The following is a 17,627-nucleotide window of genomic DNA, read 5'->3' as shown; positions in this document are numbered from 1 at the left end:
CGCCATCCGGCACTCAGAGGCTATAAACAGTTTAATCCTGGCGCAGCACGTTGTGACCGTAAGCCAGCAGAGCGTCGGTGACGTTGCGCATCATGCGGCTTTCCGGTGCAAAGCGATGCCAGTAGAGCATCCGGCGCTGGAACAGTCCCGGCGTTAAGTCGATAAGCTCACCGCTTTCCAGCTCTTTTTCAATTTGCAGGTGAGGGATCATACAACAAGTCGTGCCCTGACGCGCCAGCTGAACGAAGGCTTCGGATGAGTTAACTATGTGGCATGGCACACTACCCGGCGGCAAATCGAAGTTCTGCTGCAGGAAGGCCTGGTGCATATCGTCGAGGTGGTCAAAAGCCACTGCTGGTGCTTTCAGCAGGGCGGAGCGGGTAACACCATTAGGGAAGTAGCGTTCGGCAAACGCTTTGGAGCCAACAAAAAGATAGTCGAGCGCACCGAGCTTATCCACCAGGCAGCTTGGCAGCGCCTGATGCTGGATACTCACCGCACCCACAACTTCACCCCGGCGCAGACGTTCCTGGGTCCGGGTTTCATCTTCAACCTGCAGGTTCAGACGAATCGGTGAATTGGCCAGTACCGGCGCCAGCGCCGGAAGTAACCAGGTTGCCAGGCTGTCGGCGTTCACTGCCAGAGAGAGCAGCAGTGGCGTGGATCCGGTTTGTTCATCACCCAGCCACTCATCTTCCAGCAGTTCAACCTGGCGCAACAGGGCCAGAAGTTTTTGTCCTTGTTCGGTAGGGCGCGGGGGGACGGTACGCACCAGCAGCGGTTGTCCGAACATATTCTCAAGCTGTTTTATGCGCTGTGAAACCGCGGATTGCGTGATGCACAGCTTTTGCGCTGCGCGCTCAAATCCTCGTTCACGAATAACCGCATCCAGTGCTTGTAGTGTTCTGTAGTCCGGACGTTTCATTGCTCTGACGCACTCCTGAAATTTTTGCTTGTTCTGCACTATGACACAATTTTAGGTTGGGTAAAGACGAAATCCGCCGCCAGCTTGCGGGTGTGGGAACATTTTTCTGCACAATGTTCTATAATGCGCGTGAATTTTCCCACCATATTCACACCACAGGCGAAACGATCATGACGCAGGATGAACTGAAAAAAGCAGTAGGATGGGCGGCACTTCAGTATGTACAGCCCGGCACCATTGTGGGCGTAGGTACCGGTTCAACAGCCGCACACTTTATTGATGCGCTGGGCACAATGAAAGGTCAGATTGAAGGCGCAGTGTCCAGCTCGGACGCCTCGACTGAAAAACTGAAAAGCCTTGGTATCCACGTATTCGATCTTAACGAAGTGGACAGCCTCGGCGTATACGTTGATGGCGCGGATGAAATCAACGGCCATATGCAGATGATCAAAGGCGGCGGCGCAGCGCTGACGCGTGAAAAGATCATTGCTTCCGTGGCGAAGAAATTTATCTGCATCGCGGACGCGTCCAAAGAAGTCGATATTCTTGGCAACTTCCCGCTGCCGGTGGAAGTGATCCCAATGGCGCGTAGCGCAGTCGCGCGTCAACTGGTGAAGTTGGGTGGTCGCCCTGAATATCGTCAGGGGGTGGTCACTGACAATGGTAACGTGATCCTGGATGTGCACGGCCTGGAGATCCTTGACGCCGTGGCCATGGAAAACGCCATCAATGCGATTCCGGGCGTAGTAACCGTGGGTCTGTTCGCCAATCGTGGTGCCGATGTGGCGCTGATTGGCACACCGGACGGCGTGAAAACTATCGTAAAATGATCTGACGGGAGAGTCTTCTCCTGTTAAAAAAATTTTGGCAGGGCAAATTTGGTGACTTGTGTCACGTTTATAATATTGTCCTGCCGATCCCTCCAAAGAAAAAGTTATCGCCAGTATTTTCCTCTGACAATTCCCGCTGAATGACATTTCCTCAGCATGACGACGCAAACGTTCATATTGCCGCAATATTATTTTTTGATATGTTGAAGAGGAGGATGAAAATCCCACACACAACACATCAGTTTGAACAAAAAAAGACAGGGTCGGGAAATGGCAAAGGTATCACTGGAGAAAGATAAGATTAAATTTCTGCTGGTTGAAGGTGTGCACCAAAAAGCACTCGAAAACCTTCGTGCAGCAGGTTATACCAACATTGAGTTTCATAAAGGCGCTCTGGACACTGAACAGCTGAAAGAGTCCATCCGTGATGCCCACTTCATTGGCCTGCGATCCCGAACCCATCTGACTGAAGATGTGATTGACGCCGCAGAGAAACTGGTCGCGATTGGCTGCTTCTGCATTGGCACCAATCAGGTTGATCTGAGCGCGGCGGCAAAACGCGGGATCCCCGTGTTTAACGCGCCATTCTCTAACACACGTTCCGTTGCCGAACTGGTGATTGGCGAACTGCTACTACTGCTACGCGGCGTGCCGGAAGCGAACGCCAAAGCGCACCGCGGCGTGTGGAATAAACTGGCTACCGGCTCTTTTGAAGCGCGTGGCAAAAAACTGGGGATCATCGGCTACGGCCACATTGGTACTCAGTTGGGTATTCTGGCTGAATCGCTGGGGATGCACGTTTATTTCTATGATATTGAAAATAAACTGCCGCTGGGCAACGCCACGCAGGTACAGCATCTTTCCGACCTGCTGAATATGAGCGATGTGGTCAGCCTCCACGTGCCGGAAAACGCCTCCACCAAAAATCTGATGGGCGCGCATGAGATTGCGCTGATGAAACCAGGCGCACTGCTGATCAACGCTGCACGTGGAACGGTTGTCGATATTCCTGCGCTGTGTGATGCGCTGGCAACGAAACATCTGGCGGGAGCGGCCATCGACGTCTTCCCAACGGAGCCTGCATCTAACAGCGATCCGTTCACCTCGCCGCTGTGTGATTTTGATAACGTGATCCTGACGCCGCATATCGGTGGTTCCACGCTGGAAGCGCAGGAAAACATCGGCCTGGAAGTGGCGGGTAAACTGACGAAGTATTCCGACAATGGCTCTACGCTGTCTGCCGTTAACTTCCCGGAAGTTTCGCTGCCGCTGCACGGTGGTCGTCGTCTGATGCACATTCACGAAAACCGCCCAGGCGTACTGACCGCGCTGAACCAGATTTTTGCCGAGCAGGGTGTCAACATTGCCGCGCAGTATCTGCAGACGTCCGCGCAGGTCGGTTACGTGGTTATCGATATTGAAGCGGATGAAGATGTGGCAGAGAAAGCGCTACAGGCGATGAAAGCCCTGCCGGGAACCATTCGCGCTCGTCTGCTGTACTGATTTCCTCTATATGGGCAGGCGATGACCTGCCCATCTTTCCTCTGATTTCCCTGCCTCAAAATTTCTTTCTGTAACGCATACATTCTGTTTTCGAGCCTTGCCGCAATTGGCAACTAAAGGCAGTGCTGCGTGTTGTACAGCACTAAAAGGAATTTACGATAGAGGCTCAGCATCGCGCTGAAACGGGAAAGCCCCTACCGAAGCAGGGGCTCTAAAAAGGAAAGGGACGATGATGAGAGTCGTCATCATGCTGCTAATCCTGTTAATCATCGCTACGCCAGCATATTAACAGAGAGTACGCAGGAGGGAGGTTCGCCTCCCTCACCCTTCACCGAGGAATTTAGGTCAAAAAAGCGACGCTGTCAATCGGCAAAAAACGGCTACCATTCCCAAATTTTGGATGGCGTCACCACCGCAGGCAGCGGGATATCCCACTCTTCGACAGGCAATTTTCCCACTCGCTGACAATCGTGCGCGTAGCCTACGGGTTGGATCTGATGCTGCTGCCAGTTTTGTAGCGTCCGATCGTAAAAACCGCCGCCCATGCCCAGTCTTTGCCCGTCTTCATCAAACGCGACTAGCGGCGTAATTAGCACATCCAGCTGTGACAGCGGCAATACGTCGCGTACATCAAGCCGTGGTTCCTGGATCTTTAAGCGATTGGTGACCAGCTCGCTGTGCGGATGATAGTGCAGGAACAGTAAATTACCGGGGCTGAAGGGATGAAGAACCGGAAGATAGACGCGCTTGCCCGCTCGCCAAAGCTGATCTATTAGCGGCTGGGTATCGAGTTCGCCATCGAACGAGAGGAATACCGCCACGGTATGAGCGAGTACAACAGGGGGATAGCTGAGCATTCTGGTCGCGGCTTGCTGGCCGAAATCTCTTTGTTGATCAGGCGTTAATGCACGGCGGCGTTGCCGAATGAGTTGACGTATTTCTTGCCGGGATAAAGGAAGTTCAGAAAGTAGTGTCATGGCTGTTGCCAGGTAGAAGGGAATCTCCGAGATGCCGCCGCAGGCTGTAACCCTTGAACCCTTGGTTCAAGGTGAATGCGTCGTCACAGTTTTAAGGCTTCTCGGACGGGCCGAGCATGCTCACCAACCGTGGAGCGCCACATTCTTGTGGTATGAAATATCGGCTCAGGGGACTGGCCCGCTTGCAAACATCTCAGAGAAATTTTGTCTTCACGGTCACTCTACCACAGTAAACCGAAAAGTGTTATTCAAAGTTTTGGCCCGTTTTTTCGGTTATGCGACCCTGATCAAGCAACGCTTGTTCGATGGTCTGTTGTAGCATCCGAATACGTTGTTCCATGCTCGCCGCGTAATCACGCGTCTTCGCTTTTTCCTGAGTTAATTCATAGCTGATGTTCAACGCGGCGATGAAAACCAGCTGCTCAGTATTTGTGACTCTAGTGCGAACTTTCAGATCTTGCAATCGCTGATTCAGATCGTCCGCAGCCTGATTCAACGCATCCCTTTGTTCAGGCGGGCAATTCACTCGCAGTGAACGGCCAAATATTTGGATATCGACGGGTTGTGCAGACATGCCACCTTCCTGCTGATTGACTGCGCTGCCTTCGTCTCCAGACCGTGGGTCCGCGAAGGGGCGACACTATAGCTACCCTGGTATCAAGATACAAGCCCTTTTCTGGTCCACCAGGGTCCAAAGTGGTAGCATATCATGAATATCCTCCCTTTGATGACGAATGCTTATGTCTATACAGAACGAAATGCCTGGTTACAACGAAGTTAGCCAGTTTTTGAACCAACAAGGGGCCGGATTGACCCCCGCTGAAATGCACGGTTTGATCAGCGGGATGATTTGCGGTGGCAACAACGACAGCTCATGGCAGCCGCTGTTGCACGACCTGACGAACGAAGGTCTGGCTTTCGGTCACGAGCTGGCTCAGGCTCTGCTGAAAATGCACTCTGCCACCAGCGATGCGCTGGAAGATGATGGCTTCCTTTTTCAGCTTTATCTGCCTGAAGGCGATGACGTTAGCGTGTTCGATCGCGCCGATGCACTGGCTGGCTGGGTAAACCACTTTTTGCTGGGCCTCGGTGTGACACAACCGAAGCTCGATAAAGTGACAGGTGAAACCGGCGAAGCGATCGATGATCTGCGTAATATCGCCCAGTTGGGCTATGACGAAGACGAAGATCAGGAAGAGCTGGAAATGTCACTCGAAGAGATCATCGAATATGTGCGTGTTGCTGCATTGCTGTGCCATGACACATTCACGCGTCAGCAACCGACCGCACCGGAAGTCCGTAAACCGACTCTGCACTAAGAACGAAACGCAAAGGAGAGTGTGATGAGCGAGATATCTCAGCAAGAATTCCAGCGTCGTCGCCAGGCATTATTGGCGCAAATGCAGCCTGGCAGCGCCGCGCTAATTTTCGCGGCACCCGAAGCGACACGCAGCGCGGACAGTGAATACCCGTACCGCCAAAGCAGTGATTTCTGGTACTTCACCGGTTTTAACGAACCTGAAGCCGTGCTGGTGCTGATTAAAAGTGATGACACTCATAACCACAGCGTTTTGTTCAACCGGGTTCGCGACCTGACTGCAGAGATCTGGTTTGGCCGCCGTCTGGGCCAGGATGCAGCCCCGGCAAAACTGGGCGTTGACCGGGCGCTGGCCTTCAGCGAAATCAACCAACAGCTGCACCTGTTGCTCAATGGCCTGGACGCGGTGTATCACGCGCAGGGTGAATATGCCTGGGCCGACGAGATAGTCAGTACGGCGCTGGATAAGCTGCGTAAAGGTTCCCGGCAAAATCTGCACGCGCCTGCTGCAATTATCGACTGGCGTCCGATGGTGCATGAGATGCGCCTGTTTAAATCGGCAGAAGAGATTGCTGTTATGCGCCGGGCTGGGGAAATTACCGCACTGGCGCATACCCGGGCGATGGAAAAATGCCGTCCGGGGATGTTTGAGTACCACCTGGAAGGGGAAATTCATCACGAATTCACCCGTCATGGTGCGCGTTACCCATCCTATAACACCATCGTTGGCAGCGGTGCAAACGGCTGTATCCTGCATTACACCGAAAACGAAAGTGAAATGCGTGATGGCGACCTGGTGCTGATTGATGCTGGATGTGAATACAAAGGCTACGCGGGCGATATCACGCGTACCTTCCCGGTTAACGGCAAATTTACACCAGCCCAGCGTGAGGTCTACGACATCGTACTGGAGTCGTTAGAAACCAGCCTGCGTCTGTATCGTCCAGGGACCTCCATTCAGGAGGTGACTGGCGAAGTGGTGCGCATCATGATTACCGGCCTGGTGAAGCTTGGTATCCTGCACGGTGAAGTCGATCAGTTGATTACCGATAATGCGCACCGCCCTTTCTTTATGCATGGTCTCAGCCACTGGCTGGGTCTGGATGTTCATGACGTCGGTGTTTATGGTCAGGACCGTTCGCGTGTCCTGGAGCCGGGAATGGTACTCACGGTTGAGCCAGGGTTGTATATCGCTCCGGATGCCGATGTCCCTCCTGCTTACCGCGGTATCGGCATTCGTATTGAAGATGACATCCTTATTACCGAAGACGGTAACGAAAACCTGACCGCTGGTGTGGTCAAGAAGGCGGAAGACATTGAAGCCCTGATGGCTGCGGCGCGTCTGCAATGAGCGTGATTATTGTCGGTGGCGGCATGGTCGGCGCGACGCTGGCGCTGGCCATTTCAGCGTTGAGCCATGGGACGCTGCCGGTTCATCTGATAGAAGCGAGCGAGCCTGAAACCGATCGCCACCCGGGATTTGACGCCCGGGCAATTGCGCTGGCGGCAGGAACCTGCCAACAGCTGGCGCGAATTGGCGTGTGGCAGGCGATTGCCGATTGCGCAACGGCAATCAAAACGGTACACGTCAGTGACCGTGGGCATGCCGGATTCGTAACGCTGGATGCGCAGGAATACTCTATTTCAGCGCTCGGTCAGGTGGTAGAACTGCACGATGTGGGGCTACGTCTTTTTGCGCTGCTGCGTAAAGCGCCGGGTGTCACATTGCACTGTCCCGCTCGTGTTGCCAGCGTGTCGCGCACGCAAGAACGTGTTGATGTTACACTGGAAAATGGCGAAATGATTACGGGGCATCTGCTGGTGGCTGCAGATGGCACGCGCTCTGCGTTGGCGACAGCCTGTGGGGTTGACTGGCAGCAACAGCCGTATGAACAACTGGCCGTCATTGCTAACGTCACGACTTCCGTTCCTCACGACGGACGTGCCTACGAGCGTTTCACGCCGCATGGTCCGCTGGCCATGCTGCCAATGGCGGAGGGGCGATGCTCGCTGGTGTGGTGCCATCCGCTGGAGAAGCGTGAAGAGATCATGTCCTGGTCAGATGAACAGTTTTGCCGCGAACTGCAACGCGCATTTGGCTGGCGGCTGGGGCGTATTACTCAGGCAGGTAAACGCAACGCTTACCCGCTGTCTTTAACAACCGCGCTGAAAGCGATTACCCATCGTACGGTGCTGGTGGGTAATGCGGCACAGACGCTGCATCCTATTGCCGGACAAGGTTTTAACCTTGGACTTCGTGATGCCATGAGTCTTGCCGAAACGTTGACTCAGGCCCAGGATGACGCAGAAGATGTGGGCGATTATGCGGTGCTGTCGCGTTATCAACAGCGCCGTCAGCGCGATCGCGAGGTAACGATTGGTGTCACCAACAGTCTGGTGTATCTGTTTGCCAATCGCTGGGCTCCGTTGGTCGTTGGGCGTAATGCCGGACTGATAGCAATGGAATTATTTACACCCGCGTGCGATGCGTTGGCGGAGCGGACCCTCGGTTGGGTTGCGCGATAAATATGACCTGTAGGCCGAATTAAAGAAGTAGGCCTGATAAGCGCAGCGCCATCAGGCAATGTCGCGGAATTGATGCCGGATGGCGGCTTTGCCTTATCCGGCCTACGGTTTTTGATTGTCCTATTTTCAGGAGCAAACAGTGCAAAGTGTTGATGTAGCAATTGTTGGTGGCGGCATGGTGGGACTGGCGGTTGCCTGCGGCCTGCAGGGCAGCGGATTACGCGTTGCTGTGTTAGAACAACATGTTCCACAGCCTTTGGCGGCGGATGCACCCCCTCAGCTTCGCGTGTCGGCAATTAACGCGGCCAGTGAAAAACTGCTGACGCGCCTTGGCGTATGGTCGGATATTGTTGCCCGTCGCGCTTGCTGCTACCACGGCATGGAAGTCTGGGATAAAGACAGCTTTGGACGCATTGAATTTGATGACCAGAGTATGGGTTACAGCCATTTGGGGCATATCGTTGAAAACTCGGTGATTCACTACGCACTGTGGCAAAAAGCACAGCGTTCAGCAGATATCTCGCTGATGGCACCGGCTGAGTTACAGCAGGTGGCCTGGGGAGAAAACGAGGCGTTCCTGACGCTGAAAGATGGCTCCATGCTGACCGCCCGTCTGGTGATTGGTGCTGACGGTGCAAACTCGTGGCTGCGCAACAAAGCGGATATTCCGCTGACGTTCTGGGATTACCGTCATCATGCGCTGGTGGCGACGATCCGCACGCAAGAAGCCCATGGTGCGGTTGCGCGTCAGGCGTTTCATGGCGAAGGTATCCTGGCGTTCCTGCCGCTTAGCGACCCACATTTGTGCTCTATTGTCTGGTCTCTCTCGCCGCAGGACGCTGAACGTATGCAGCAGGCAAGCGCAGAGGATTTCAATCAGGCTCTGAATATCGCTTTCGATAATCGTCTGGGGTTATGCCAGCTTGAAAGCGAACGCCAGACGTTTCCGCTGACGGGACGCTATGCCCGCCAGTTTGCCGCCCATCGTATGGCCCTGGTAGGGGATGCGGCGCATACCATCCATCCGCTGGCAGGGCAGGGGGTGAACCTCGGTTTTATGGATGCAGCGGAGTTGATTGATGAACTTAAGCGCCTGCAACGTCAGGGGAAAGACATCGGCCAGTACCTCTATCTGCGCCGTTATGAGCGTAGCCGCAAGCACAGTGCTGCGCTGATGCTGGCTGGAATGCAGGGGTTCCGTGAACTGTTTGCCGGGGAAAATCCGGCGAAGAAATTACTGCGTGATATTGGTCTGAAACTGGCCGATACCCTCCCAGGCGTAAAACCACAACTCATCCGCCAGGCGATGGGTCTGAACGATCTTCCTGAGTGGCTACGCGAGTGTCCGTAAGGACAATCTTAAGAGTTTGAAACCCGTCACACTTTCCTCTCCCGGCGTACGCGCCGGGATGACTCTCTCATTTGAAATAATCTAATTCCACGCCTTTTTTCGCATTAGTTTTTTTAATATTACGTTTTTTTCATAACGCCATTTTTGACATTTTTTCCACATTTAATATGGATTGATGCGGCTCAACTTCACTTATCTTCGCCTGTTGTTCTGACATAATGGCATTTAACTGGTTTTTTATGCTGTCGGCGATCTGACTATTTTTAGTCATAAGCTAATGTGATGGTTAATTTTGCCTTATGGTTTAGCGCCTGTTTCGGTGGTAAGTTCAGGACAAAGAGAACGTTTGCGTCGCAGCCCCTGGAGCGGCTGTGGTGCTGGGTTTCGTGGCGAAGATTTCACCACGAAAGAGTTGATAGCCCCGCTTATTCAACGAGGAAAAGATGGCTCAACAGACTCCTTTGTACGAACAACACACGCTATGTGGCGCGCGCATGGTTGATTTCCATGGCTGGATGATGCCACTGCATTACGGTTCTCAGCTCGATGAGCACCATGCTGTCCGCACCGATGCCGGTATGTTTGATGTGTCGCACATGACCATCGTCGACCTGCGCGGCAGCCGCACCCGGGAGTTCTTGCGCTATCTGCTGGCAAACGACGTCGCGAAGCTAACGAAGACAGGTAAAGCCCTTTACTCCGGTATGCTCAATGCTTCGGGCGGCGTGATAGATGACCTGATTGTCTACTACTTCACTGAAGATTTCTTCCGCCTCGTTGTAAACTCCGCCACCCGCGAAAAAGACCTCTCCTGGATTACCCAACACGCTGAACCTTACGCCATCGACATCACTGTTCGCGATGACCTGTCGCTGATCGCGGTGCAGGGACCAAACGCGCAGGCAAAAGCTGCCACGTTGTTTACTGACGAACAACGCCATGCTGTTGAAGGTATGAAACCGTTCTTCGGCGCGCAGGCGGGTGATTTGTTTATCGCGACCACGGGTTATACCGGTGAAGCGGGATATGAAATTGCCATGCCGAATGAAAAGGCTGCGGATTTCTGGCGTGCGCTGGTCGAAGCCGGTGTTCAGCCTTGCGGTCTGGGCGCGCGTGATACGCTTCGTTTAGAAGCCGGTATGAACCTGTATGGTCAGGAGATGGATGAAGGTATCTCCCCGCTGGCAGCCAATATGGGCTGGACTATCGCGTGGGAACCGACCGATCGCGACTTTATTGGTCGTGAAGCGCTGGAAATGCAGCGCGAAAAAGGCCACGAGCAACTGGTCGGCCTGGTCATGACGGACAAAGGTGTGCTGCGCAATGAACTGCCAGTGCGTTTTACTGATGCGTCGGGCAACCAGCATGAAGGCATCATCACCAGCGGAACCTTCTCCCCAACGTTGGGCTACAGCATCGCGCTGGCACGCGTTCCGGCGGGTATCGGCGAAACGGCGATTGTGCAAATTCGTAACCGCGAAATGCCAGTTAAAGTCACTAAACCTATTTTTGTGCGTAACGGCAAAGCCGTCGCGTAATTCATCCTTTTTTGGAGATTGATTGATGAGCAACGTACCTGCAGAACTGAAATACAGCAAAGAACACGAATGGTTGCGCAAAGAAGCTGACGGTTCTTACACCGTTGGTATCACCGAACACGCTCAGGAGCTGCTGGGCGACATGGTTTTCGTTGATCTGCCTGACGTTGGCACGACCGTAAGCGCGGGTGATGACTGCGCCGTTGCGGAATCCGTAAAAGCGGCATCTGATATTTATGCGCCAGTCGGCGGTGAGATTGTTGCGGTTAATGATGCACTCAGCGATTCTCCGGAGCTGGTTAACAGCGAGCCGTATGCCGGTGGCTGGATCTTCAAAATCAAAGCCAGCGATGAAAGTGAGATTGAATCACTGCTGGATGCGACCGCATATGAAGCTTTGTTAGAAGACGAGTAAATACGCTTTTGCCGGATGGCGCTGCGCTTATCCGGCCTACAAAGCATGCGTAGGCCCGGTAAGCGCTAGCGCCACCGGGCACGTAGACAGAGACAATCACGATTCACTGCACGTTTCAGGAACCATCGCCCATGACACAGACGTTAAGCCAGCTTGAAAACAGCGGCGCTTTCATTGAACGCCACATCGGACCGGACGCCGCGCAGCAACAAGAGATGCTGAATGCGGTTGGCGCCGAGTCGTTAAACGCGCTGATCGGCCAGATTGTGCCGAAAGACATTCAGCTCGCAACCCCGCCGCAGGTGGGCGAGGCGGCGACCGAATACGCTGCGCTGGCTGAATTAAAAGCCATCGCCGGGCGTAACAAGCGCTTCACGTCCTACATTGGCATGGGCTACACCGCCGTGCAGTTGCCGCCGGTTATCCTGCGCAACATGCTGGAAAACCCGGGCTGGTACACCGCGTACACGCCGTATCAGCCAGAAGTTTCTCAGGGCCGTCTGGAAGCGCTGCTGAACTTCCAGCAGGTGACGCTGGACCTGACGGGGCTGGACATGGCATCCGCATCTCTGCTGGATGAAGCCACCGCTGCAGCTGAAGCTATGGCGATGGCAAAACGCATCAGTAAGCTGAAAAACGCCAACCGTTTCTTTGTCGCTGCTGATGTTCATCCGCAAACTCTGGATGTCGTGCGTACCCGTGCACAAACCTTCGGTTTTGACGTTATCGTCGATGATGCGGAAAAAGCACTGGATCACCAGGATGTGTTCGGCGTGCTGTTACAGCAGGTTGGTACTACCGGTGAAGTGCACGACTACAGCAAACTGATTGCTGATTTGAAATCCCGTAAGGTCGTGGTCAGCGTTGCTGCCGATTTTATGGCGCTGGTTCTGCTGACCGCCCCGGGTAAACAGGGCGCAGACATTGTGTTCGGCTCTGCACAGCGTTTCGGCGTACCGATGGGATACGGTGGTCCGCACGCAGCGTTCTTTGCTGCTAAAGATGAATTCAAACGCTCTATGCCTGGCCGTATTATCGGCGTATCGAAAGATGCGGCGGGCAATACCGCACTGCGTATGGCGATGCAGACTCGTGAGCAGCATATCCGTCGCGAGAAAGCGAACTCCAACATTTGTACCTCGCAGGTACTGCTGGCCAACATCGCCAGCTTGTATGCCGTTTATCATGGTCCGGTAGGCCTGAAACGCATCGCAAACCGCATCCACCGCCTGGCCGATATTCTGGCGGCAGGTCTGCAACAGAAAGGGCTGAAGCTGCGACATGCGCATTACTTCGACACCTTGTGTGTAGAAGTGGCTGATAAAGCGGCCGTACTGGCGCGTGCTGAAGCGGCTGAAATCAACTTGCGCAGCGATATTCATAACGCAGTAGGTATCACCCTCGATGAAACCACCACTCGCGAAAATGTTGTGCAATTGTTCAACGTCCTGCTGGGCGACAGCCACGGCCTGAACATCGACGCGCTGGATAAAGATGTAGCGCTCGACAGCCGTTCTATTCAGGACAGCATGCTGCGTGATGACGCAATCCTCAGCCATCCGGTATTTAATCGCTACCATAGTGAAACCGAAATGATGCGCTACATGCACTCGCTGGAGCGTAAAGATTTGGCGCTGAACCAGGCGATGATTCCGCTGGGTTCCTGCACCATGAAGCTAAATGCGGCAGCTGAGATGATTCCAATCACCTGGCCGGAATTTGCCGAACTGCACCCGTTCTGTCCGCCAGAACAGGCAGAAGGTTATCACCAGATGATAGGTCAACTGTCTGACTGGCTGGTTAAACTGACCGGTTATGACGCCGTTTGCATGCAGCCGAACTCCGGCGCACAGGGTGAATATGCTGGCCTGCTGGCAATTCGTCATTATCACGAAAGCCGTAATGAAGGTCATCGTGATATCTGCCTGATCCCGGCTTCTGCGCATGGTACCAACCCGGCCTCTGCTCAAATGGCAGGTATGCAGGTCGTCGTTGTTGCGTGTGATAAGAACGGTAACATCGATCTTGGCGATCTGCGCGAAAAAGCGGCACAGGCGGGTGAAAACCTCTCTTGCATCATGGTCACCTATCCGTCTACGCACGGCGTATATGAAGAAACCATCCGTGAAGTATGTGAAATTGTGCATCAGTTTGGCGGTCAGGTTTACCTTGATGGTGCGAACATGAACGCCCAGGTTGGTATCACTTCGCCAGGCTTTATCGGCGCAGATGTATCGCACCTCAACCTGCATAAAACGTTCTGCATTCCGCACGGCGGCGGTGGCCCAGGTATGGGGCCGATCGGCGTTAAATCGCATCTGGCACCGTTCGTGCCGGGCCACAGTGTGGTACAGATTGAAGGGATGCTCACCCGTCAGGGCGCAGTTTCTGCTGCGCCGTTCGGTAGCGCATCTATTCTGCCAATCAGTTGGATGTACATCCGCATGATGGGGGCAGAAGGACTGAAGCAGGCAAGCCAGGTGGCTATTCTTAATGCCAACTACATTGCCAGCCGTCTGAAGGATGCATATCCGGTGCTGTATACTGGTCGTGATGGCCGTGTGGCACATGAATGTATTCTCGACATTCGCCCACTGAAAGAAGAGACCGGTATCAGCGAACTGGATATTGCCAAGCGTCTGATCGATTATGGTTTCCATGCGCCGACCATGTCATTCCCGGTTGCGGGTACGCTGATGGTCGAACCAACGGAATCCGAAAGCAAAGTAGAATTGGATCGCTTTATCAATGCGATGCTGGCTATCCGCGCTGAGATCGAGCGCGTGAAAGTCGGTGAGTGGCCGCTGGAAGATAATCCGCTGGTTAACTCTCCGCATACCCAGAATGAACTGGTGTCTGAGTGGACTCACGGTTATAGCCGCGAAATCGCTGTTTTCCCGGCGGGTGTCGCGAACAAATACTGGCCGACCGTGAAGCGTCTCGATGACGTTTACGGTGACCGTAACCTGTTCTGCTCTTGCGTACCGATGAGTGAATATCAGTAACTTTTTCGCGTAGTAAAGCCGTTTCCTGGCCGGGTAAGGCGAAGCCGCCTCCCGGCCTTTTCATATCTGGAGGAAAGCATGGGAATCGCACTGGTTACTGGCGGCAGTCGTGGTATTGGACGGGCAACAGCGTTGCAGTTGGCAGAAGAGGGCTACACGGTTGCGGTTAACTTTCATCATAATATTCGCGCAGCAACGGAGGTGGTCAATCGCATCATCGCTGCTGGAGGGCGCGCGTTTATTCTGCGTGCGGATATCAGTGATGAGAGTCAGGTGGTGGCGATGTTCGATGCTATTGACCGCGAAGGCGAACCATTGGCTGCACTGGTCAATAATGCTGGGATCTTGTTTGAGCAGAGCACAGTGGAGAACCTAACGGCTGAGCGAATCAATCGTGTCCTGGCAACCAATGTGACTGGCTATTTTCTGTGTTGTCGGGAAGCGGTAAAACGGATGTCGTTAAAACACGGTGGTCAGGGTGGGGCGATTGTGAATGTTTCTTCAGCAGCATCAAGACTTGGCGCGCCTTTCGAATATGTTGATTATGCCGCATCGAAAGGCGCTGTGGATTCGTTAACGACCGGACTGGCGCTGGAAGTGGCGGCACAGGGGATTCGTGTAAACTGCGTACGGCCGGGCCTGATCTACACTGAGATGCATGCGTCAGGTGGAGAGCCAGGAAGGGTTGATCGCGTGAAATCCATATTGCCGATGCAGCGAGGTGGACAGCCGGAAGAGGTCGCGCAGGCGATAGTTTGGTTGTTGAGCGAAAAGGCCTCTTACGTGACGGGCAGTTTTCTGGAGCTGGCGGGCGGGAAGTAGGCATTTAATTGCCGGATGGCGCTGCGCTTATCCGGTCTACGGGAGCATAACCTGTAGGCCGGATAAGATGCTTACGCCGCCATCCGGCAAAAATCAACGTTTTTCGCCGTTGCTGGCGATCACTTCTTTGTACCAGTTAAAACTTTTCTTGCGCGAACGCGACATATCGCCGGTGCCATCGTCGTGTTTATTCACATAGATAAAGCCATATCGTTTGCTGTACTGGCCGGTGGTGAATGATACGCAGTCGATGCAGCCCCACGGTGTGTAGCCCATCAGATCCACGCCATCATACGTTACTGCTTTCATCATCTCTTCGACATGAGCACGCAGATAGTCGATACGATAGTCATCGTTGATGCTACCGTCTTCTTCTACTTTATCGTAGGCGCCAAAACCGTTTTCGACGATAAACAGCGGTTTCTGATAACGCTCGTACAGTTCGCATAACGCATAGCGCAGCCCAACTGGATCTACCTGCCAGCCCCAGTCGGAGGCCTTTACGTGTGGGTTTGGCACACTGCCTTCAAAACCCGAGATTGCATCGCCGCTGCCACCTTCTGCTTTTACTGCGTTAGTCATGTAATAGCTAAAGCCGAGATAATCGCAGGTCCCTTCACGCAGGATTTGCTCATCTCCTGCTTCCATCCTGATGTTGAATTCGCGGCGTTCCCATTCGTTCAGTACATATGATGGATAGTAGCCGCGCAGTTGAACGTCGGTGAAAACATAGCGCTCACGCATAGATTCCTGCGCGAACATGACATCCTCAGGCTTACAGGAGAACGGATACAGCGGTACCATCGCCAGCATGCAACCGACTTTCATTTCAGGGTTGATGCGGCGTGCGGCTTTCACTGCCAACGCACTGGCAATAAACTGGTGATGCAGCACCTGGTACATGGTTTCTTCCGGGTTTTCATGTTCGGTATACACTACACCGGAACAGCAATAACCAAACAGCGGTGCACGCCAGTTGCGCTGGTTGTTGATCTCATTGAAGGTCATCCAATATTTGACCTTGTGCTTGTAGCGCTCAAAGACAACTTCAGCAAAACGAACAAAGAAATCGACGACTTTGCGATTGGTCCAGCTTCCGTACTGTTGAACCAGATGCAGCGGCATTTCGAAGTGGGAAAGCGTGATAACCGGCTCGATGTTGTATTTGAGCAATTCATCGAACATATCATCGTAGAACTTCAGACCTTCTTCGTTCGGTTGTGATTCGTCACCTTGCGGGAAGATACGAGTCCATGCGATAGAGGTACGGAAGCACTTGAAGCCCATTTCAGCAAACAGCTTGATGTCTTCTTTGTAATGACTGTAAAAATCGACAGCTTCATGGTTGGGATAGTACTTGCCGGGCACAATGTCTTGAGTGATCTCACGGGGAACACCATGTGCGCCACCGGTCAGTACGTCGCAAATGCTGGGACCTTTGCCACCTTTGTTCCAGCCGCCTTCAACCTGATGCGCCGCTACTGCGCCGCCCCATAAAAAATCTTTTGGTAAGGTAAGTTTTTTCATCTGCGCTCAGTCTCAAATTAATACAATCTGATTTTGAGTCTAACAAAGGAAAGATAAATGTCACGATATAACAAAATAGCGGAAATGTGATTTGTTACATCAAAAAAACATATTGTTTTTTTACGCTAATCTTTTCGCCAGCTTGCGGCCGAGTGATTCCAGAATATAAATCACAGGAATTTGCGTGGTAATATCATAGACCCCCGCAATGCGGGTTTGCGGTACGTGCCAGGAGAGGTTAAAGTCGGCGAGTTTTGCCAGTCGTGAGTGCTCATGGCAGGTAATCGACAGGACTTTACAGTTATGTAGGCTGAATTGGCTGGCGAAACGCAGGATTTCCTCTGTTTCGCCAGAGACGGACAGGACAATCGCCAGCGCGTTTCTGGCCATATCATTGGTTACCGGAAAATAAGGATCGTCGATATGGTTACTGAATTTACCCACATTGGAGAAAAAACGTGCGCCATATTTTGCAAGCGCCCCTGATGTTCCCGCACCGACGAATATGATACGCTCGGAAGATAATATAATATCAACAGCCTGTTCGAGCAGTTTATCAAACTCGTCATTGTTTACGCCTTTAAAAAAGCTAATTATCTCGCTGGCGCCAAAATTAGCCTGTTGCGGTTCATTCTGCTCTAAATATAATTTAAAGCGTACGCGAAATTCTGAGTAGCCCTCACACTTAAGCTTGCGGCAAAAGCGCAACACGGTAGTTGTGGATACGCCCACGGCATCGGCCAGTTCGCGAATGGTCATGTACATGACTTTGTCACGGTTTTTGATGACATAGTTATAGACCAGCATCTCAAGATTGTTGAGACTGGCGATGGCAGCGTGGGAGAACATACTCACAATGGCAAAACTCACTCATCAGACTTCATCTACAG

At 53.1% G+C, this 17,627-nt stretch carries 15 protein-coding genes and 1 other RNA gene; 10 read left to right on the top strand and 6 right to left on the bottom strand.

Features of this window, described 5'->3' with window-relative positions:
* Positions 1-31: 31 nt before the first annotated feature.
* Positions 32-925, bottom strand: a complete 894-nt coding sequence (argP, locus tag NNO08_RS03105; RefSeq protein ID WP_032940465.1) for a DNA-binding transcriptional regulator ArgP — start codon at positions 923-925, stop codon at positions 32-34.
* A gap of 170 nt (positions 926-1,095) precedes the next feature.
* Between argP and rpiA the strand changes: the two genes are divergently transcribed.
* Together rpiA and serA are read left to right on the top strand one after the other, a co-directional pair.
* Entirely contained in the window at positions 1,096-1,755 is a 660-nt protein-coding gene (gene rpiA / locus NNO08_RS03100) for a ribose-5-phosphate isomerase RpiA (protein ID WP_003026986.1), read from the top strand.
* Positions 1,756-2,025: 270 nt separating this feature from the next.
* The gene (gene serA / locus NNO08_RS03095; RefSeq protein ID WP_271456170.1) at positions 2,026-3,258 is read left to right on the top strand and encodes a phosphoglycerate dehydrogenase; all 1,233 of its coding nucleotides are present in this window, start codon (positions 2,026-2,028) and stop codon (positions 3,256-3,258) included.
* Positions 3,259-3,638: 380 nt separating this feature from the next.
* Here the strand turns inward: serA and NNO08_RS03090 are convergent, their stop codons facing one another.
* From NNO08_RS03090 to zapA, 3 genes are all read right to left on the bottom strand, one after another.
* Complete coding sequence (locus NNO08_RS03090) at positions 3,639-4,235, bottom strand: 5-formyltetrahydrofolate cyclo-ligase (protein WP_271456169.1); 597 nt, start codon at positions 4,233-4,235, stop codon at positions 3,639-3,641.
* A gap of 19 nt (positions 4,236-4,254) precedes the next feature.
* A non-coding RNA gene (gene ssrS / locus NNO08_RS03085) (6S RNA) lies at positions 4,255-4,438 on the bottom strand.
* 41 nt (positions 4,439-4,479) lie between these two features.
* Entirely contained in the window at positions 4,480-4,809 is a 330-nt protein-coding gene (gene zapA / locus NNO08_RS03080) for a cell division protein ZapA (RefSeq protein ID WP_006686880.1), read from the bottom strand.
* 166 nt (positions 4,810-4,975) lie between these two features.
* Here zapA and NNO08_RS03075 point away from each other — a divergent pair, with 166 nt between their 5' ends.
* The 8 genes from NNO08_RS03075 to NNO08_RS03040 all read left to right on the top strand — a co-directional run bounded on the left by NNO08_RS03075 (position 4,976) and on the right by NNO08_RS03040 (position 15,210).
* Positions 4,976-5,554, top strand: coding sequence for a YecA/YgfB family protein (locus NNO08_RS03075; protein ID WP_003026978.1), 579 nt, complete (start codon positions 4,976-4,978; stop codon positions 5,552-5,554).
* Between the two features lie 24 nt (positions 5,555-5,578).
* A complete protein-coding gene (gene pepP, locus NNO08_RS03070) occupies positions 5,579-6,904 on the top strand; it encodes a Xaa-Pro aminopeptidase (protein WP_271456168.1) in 1,326 nt (441 codons plus the stop codon).
* Complete coding sequence (gene ubiH / locus NNO08_RS03065; RefSeq protein ID WP_271456167.1) at positions 6,901-8,079, top strand: 2-octaprenyl-6-methoxyphenyl hydroxylase; 1,179 nt, start codon at positions 6,901-6,903, stop codon at positions 8,077-8,079. Before pepP ends, ubiH begins: the two co-directional genes overlap by 4 nt.
* 139 nt (positions 8,080-8,218) lie before the next feature.
* On the top strand, positions 8,219-9,430 hold the full coding sequence (gene ubiI / locus NNO08_RS03060) for an FAD-dependent 2-octaprenylphenol hydroxylase (RefSeq protein WP_271456166.1): 1,212 nt from the start codon (positions 8,219-8,221) through the stop codon (positions 9,428-9,430).
* Positions 9,431-9,873: 443 nt separating this feature from the next.
* Complete coding sequence (gene gcvT, locus NNO08_RS03055; RefSeq protein WP_271456165.1) at positions 9,874-10,968, top strand: glycine cleavage system aminomethyltransferase GcvT; 1,095 nt, start codon at positions 9,874-9,876, stop codon at positions 10,966-10,968.
* Between the two features lie 25 nt (positions 10,969-10,993).
* A complete protein-coding gene (gene gcvH / locus NNO08_RS03050; protein ID WP_137382650.1) occupies positions 10,994-11,383 on the top strand; it encodes a glycine cleavage system protein GcvH in 390 nt (129 codons plus the stop codon).
* A 131-nt stretch (positions 11,384-11,514) separates the two neighbouring features.
* Positions 11,515-14,388, top strand: a complete 2,874-nt coding sequence (gene gcvP, locus NNO08_RS03045; RefSeq protein WP_271456164.1) for an aminomethyl-transferring glycine dehydrogenase — start codon at positions 11,515-11,517, stop codon at positions 14,386-14,388.
* Positions 14,389-14,466: 78 nt separating this feature from the next.
* Positions 14,467-15,210 (top strand): SDR family oxidoreductase, encoded by a 744-nt coding sequence (locus tag NNO08_RS03040; RefSeq protein WP_271456163.1) that lies wholly within the window; start codon positions 14,467-14,469, stop codon positions 15,208-15,210.
* A 93-nt stretch (positions 15,211-15,303) separates the two neighbouring features.
* Here the strand turns inward: NNO08_RS03040 and bglA are convergent, their stop codons facing one another.
* Positions 15,304-16,737: a 6-phospho-beta-glucosidase BglA gene (gene bglA / locus NNO08_RS03035; protein WP_271456162.1), complete on the bottom strand. Its 1,434-nt coding sequence runs from the start codon at positions 16,735-16,737 to the stop codon at positions 15,304-15,306.
* Positions 16,738-16,857: 120 nt separating this feature from the next.
* Entirely contained in the window at positions 16,858-17,586 is a 729-nt protein-coding gene (locus NNO08_RS03030; protein WP_271449909.1) for a MurR/RpiR family transcriptional regulator, read from the bottom strand.
* Positions 17,587-17,627: the final 41 nt, after the last annotated feature.

Source organism: Citrobacter sp. Igbk 17 (assembly GCF_028069775.1).
In the GTDB taxonomy this organism is placed as follows: Bacteria; Pseudomonadota; Gammaproteobacteria; order Enterobacterales; family Enterobacteriaceae; genus Citrobacter.
The sequence above is the reverse complement of the archived record's forward strand: the minus strand, read 5'-3'. Positions and strand labels throughout refer to the sequence as shown.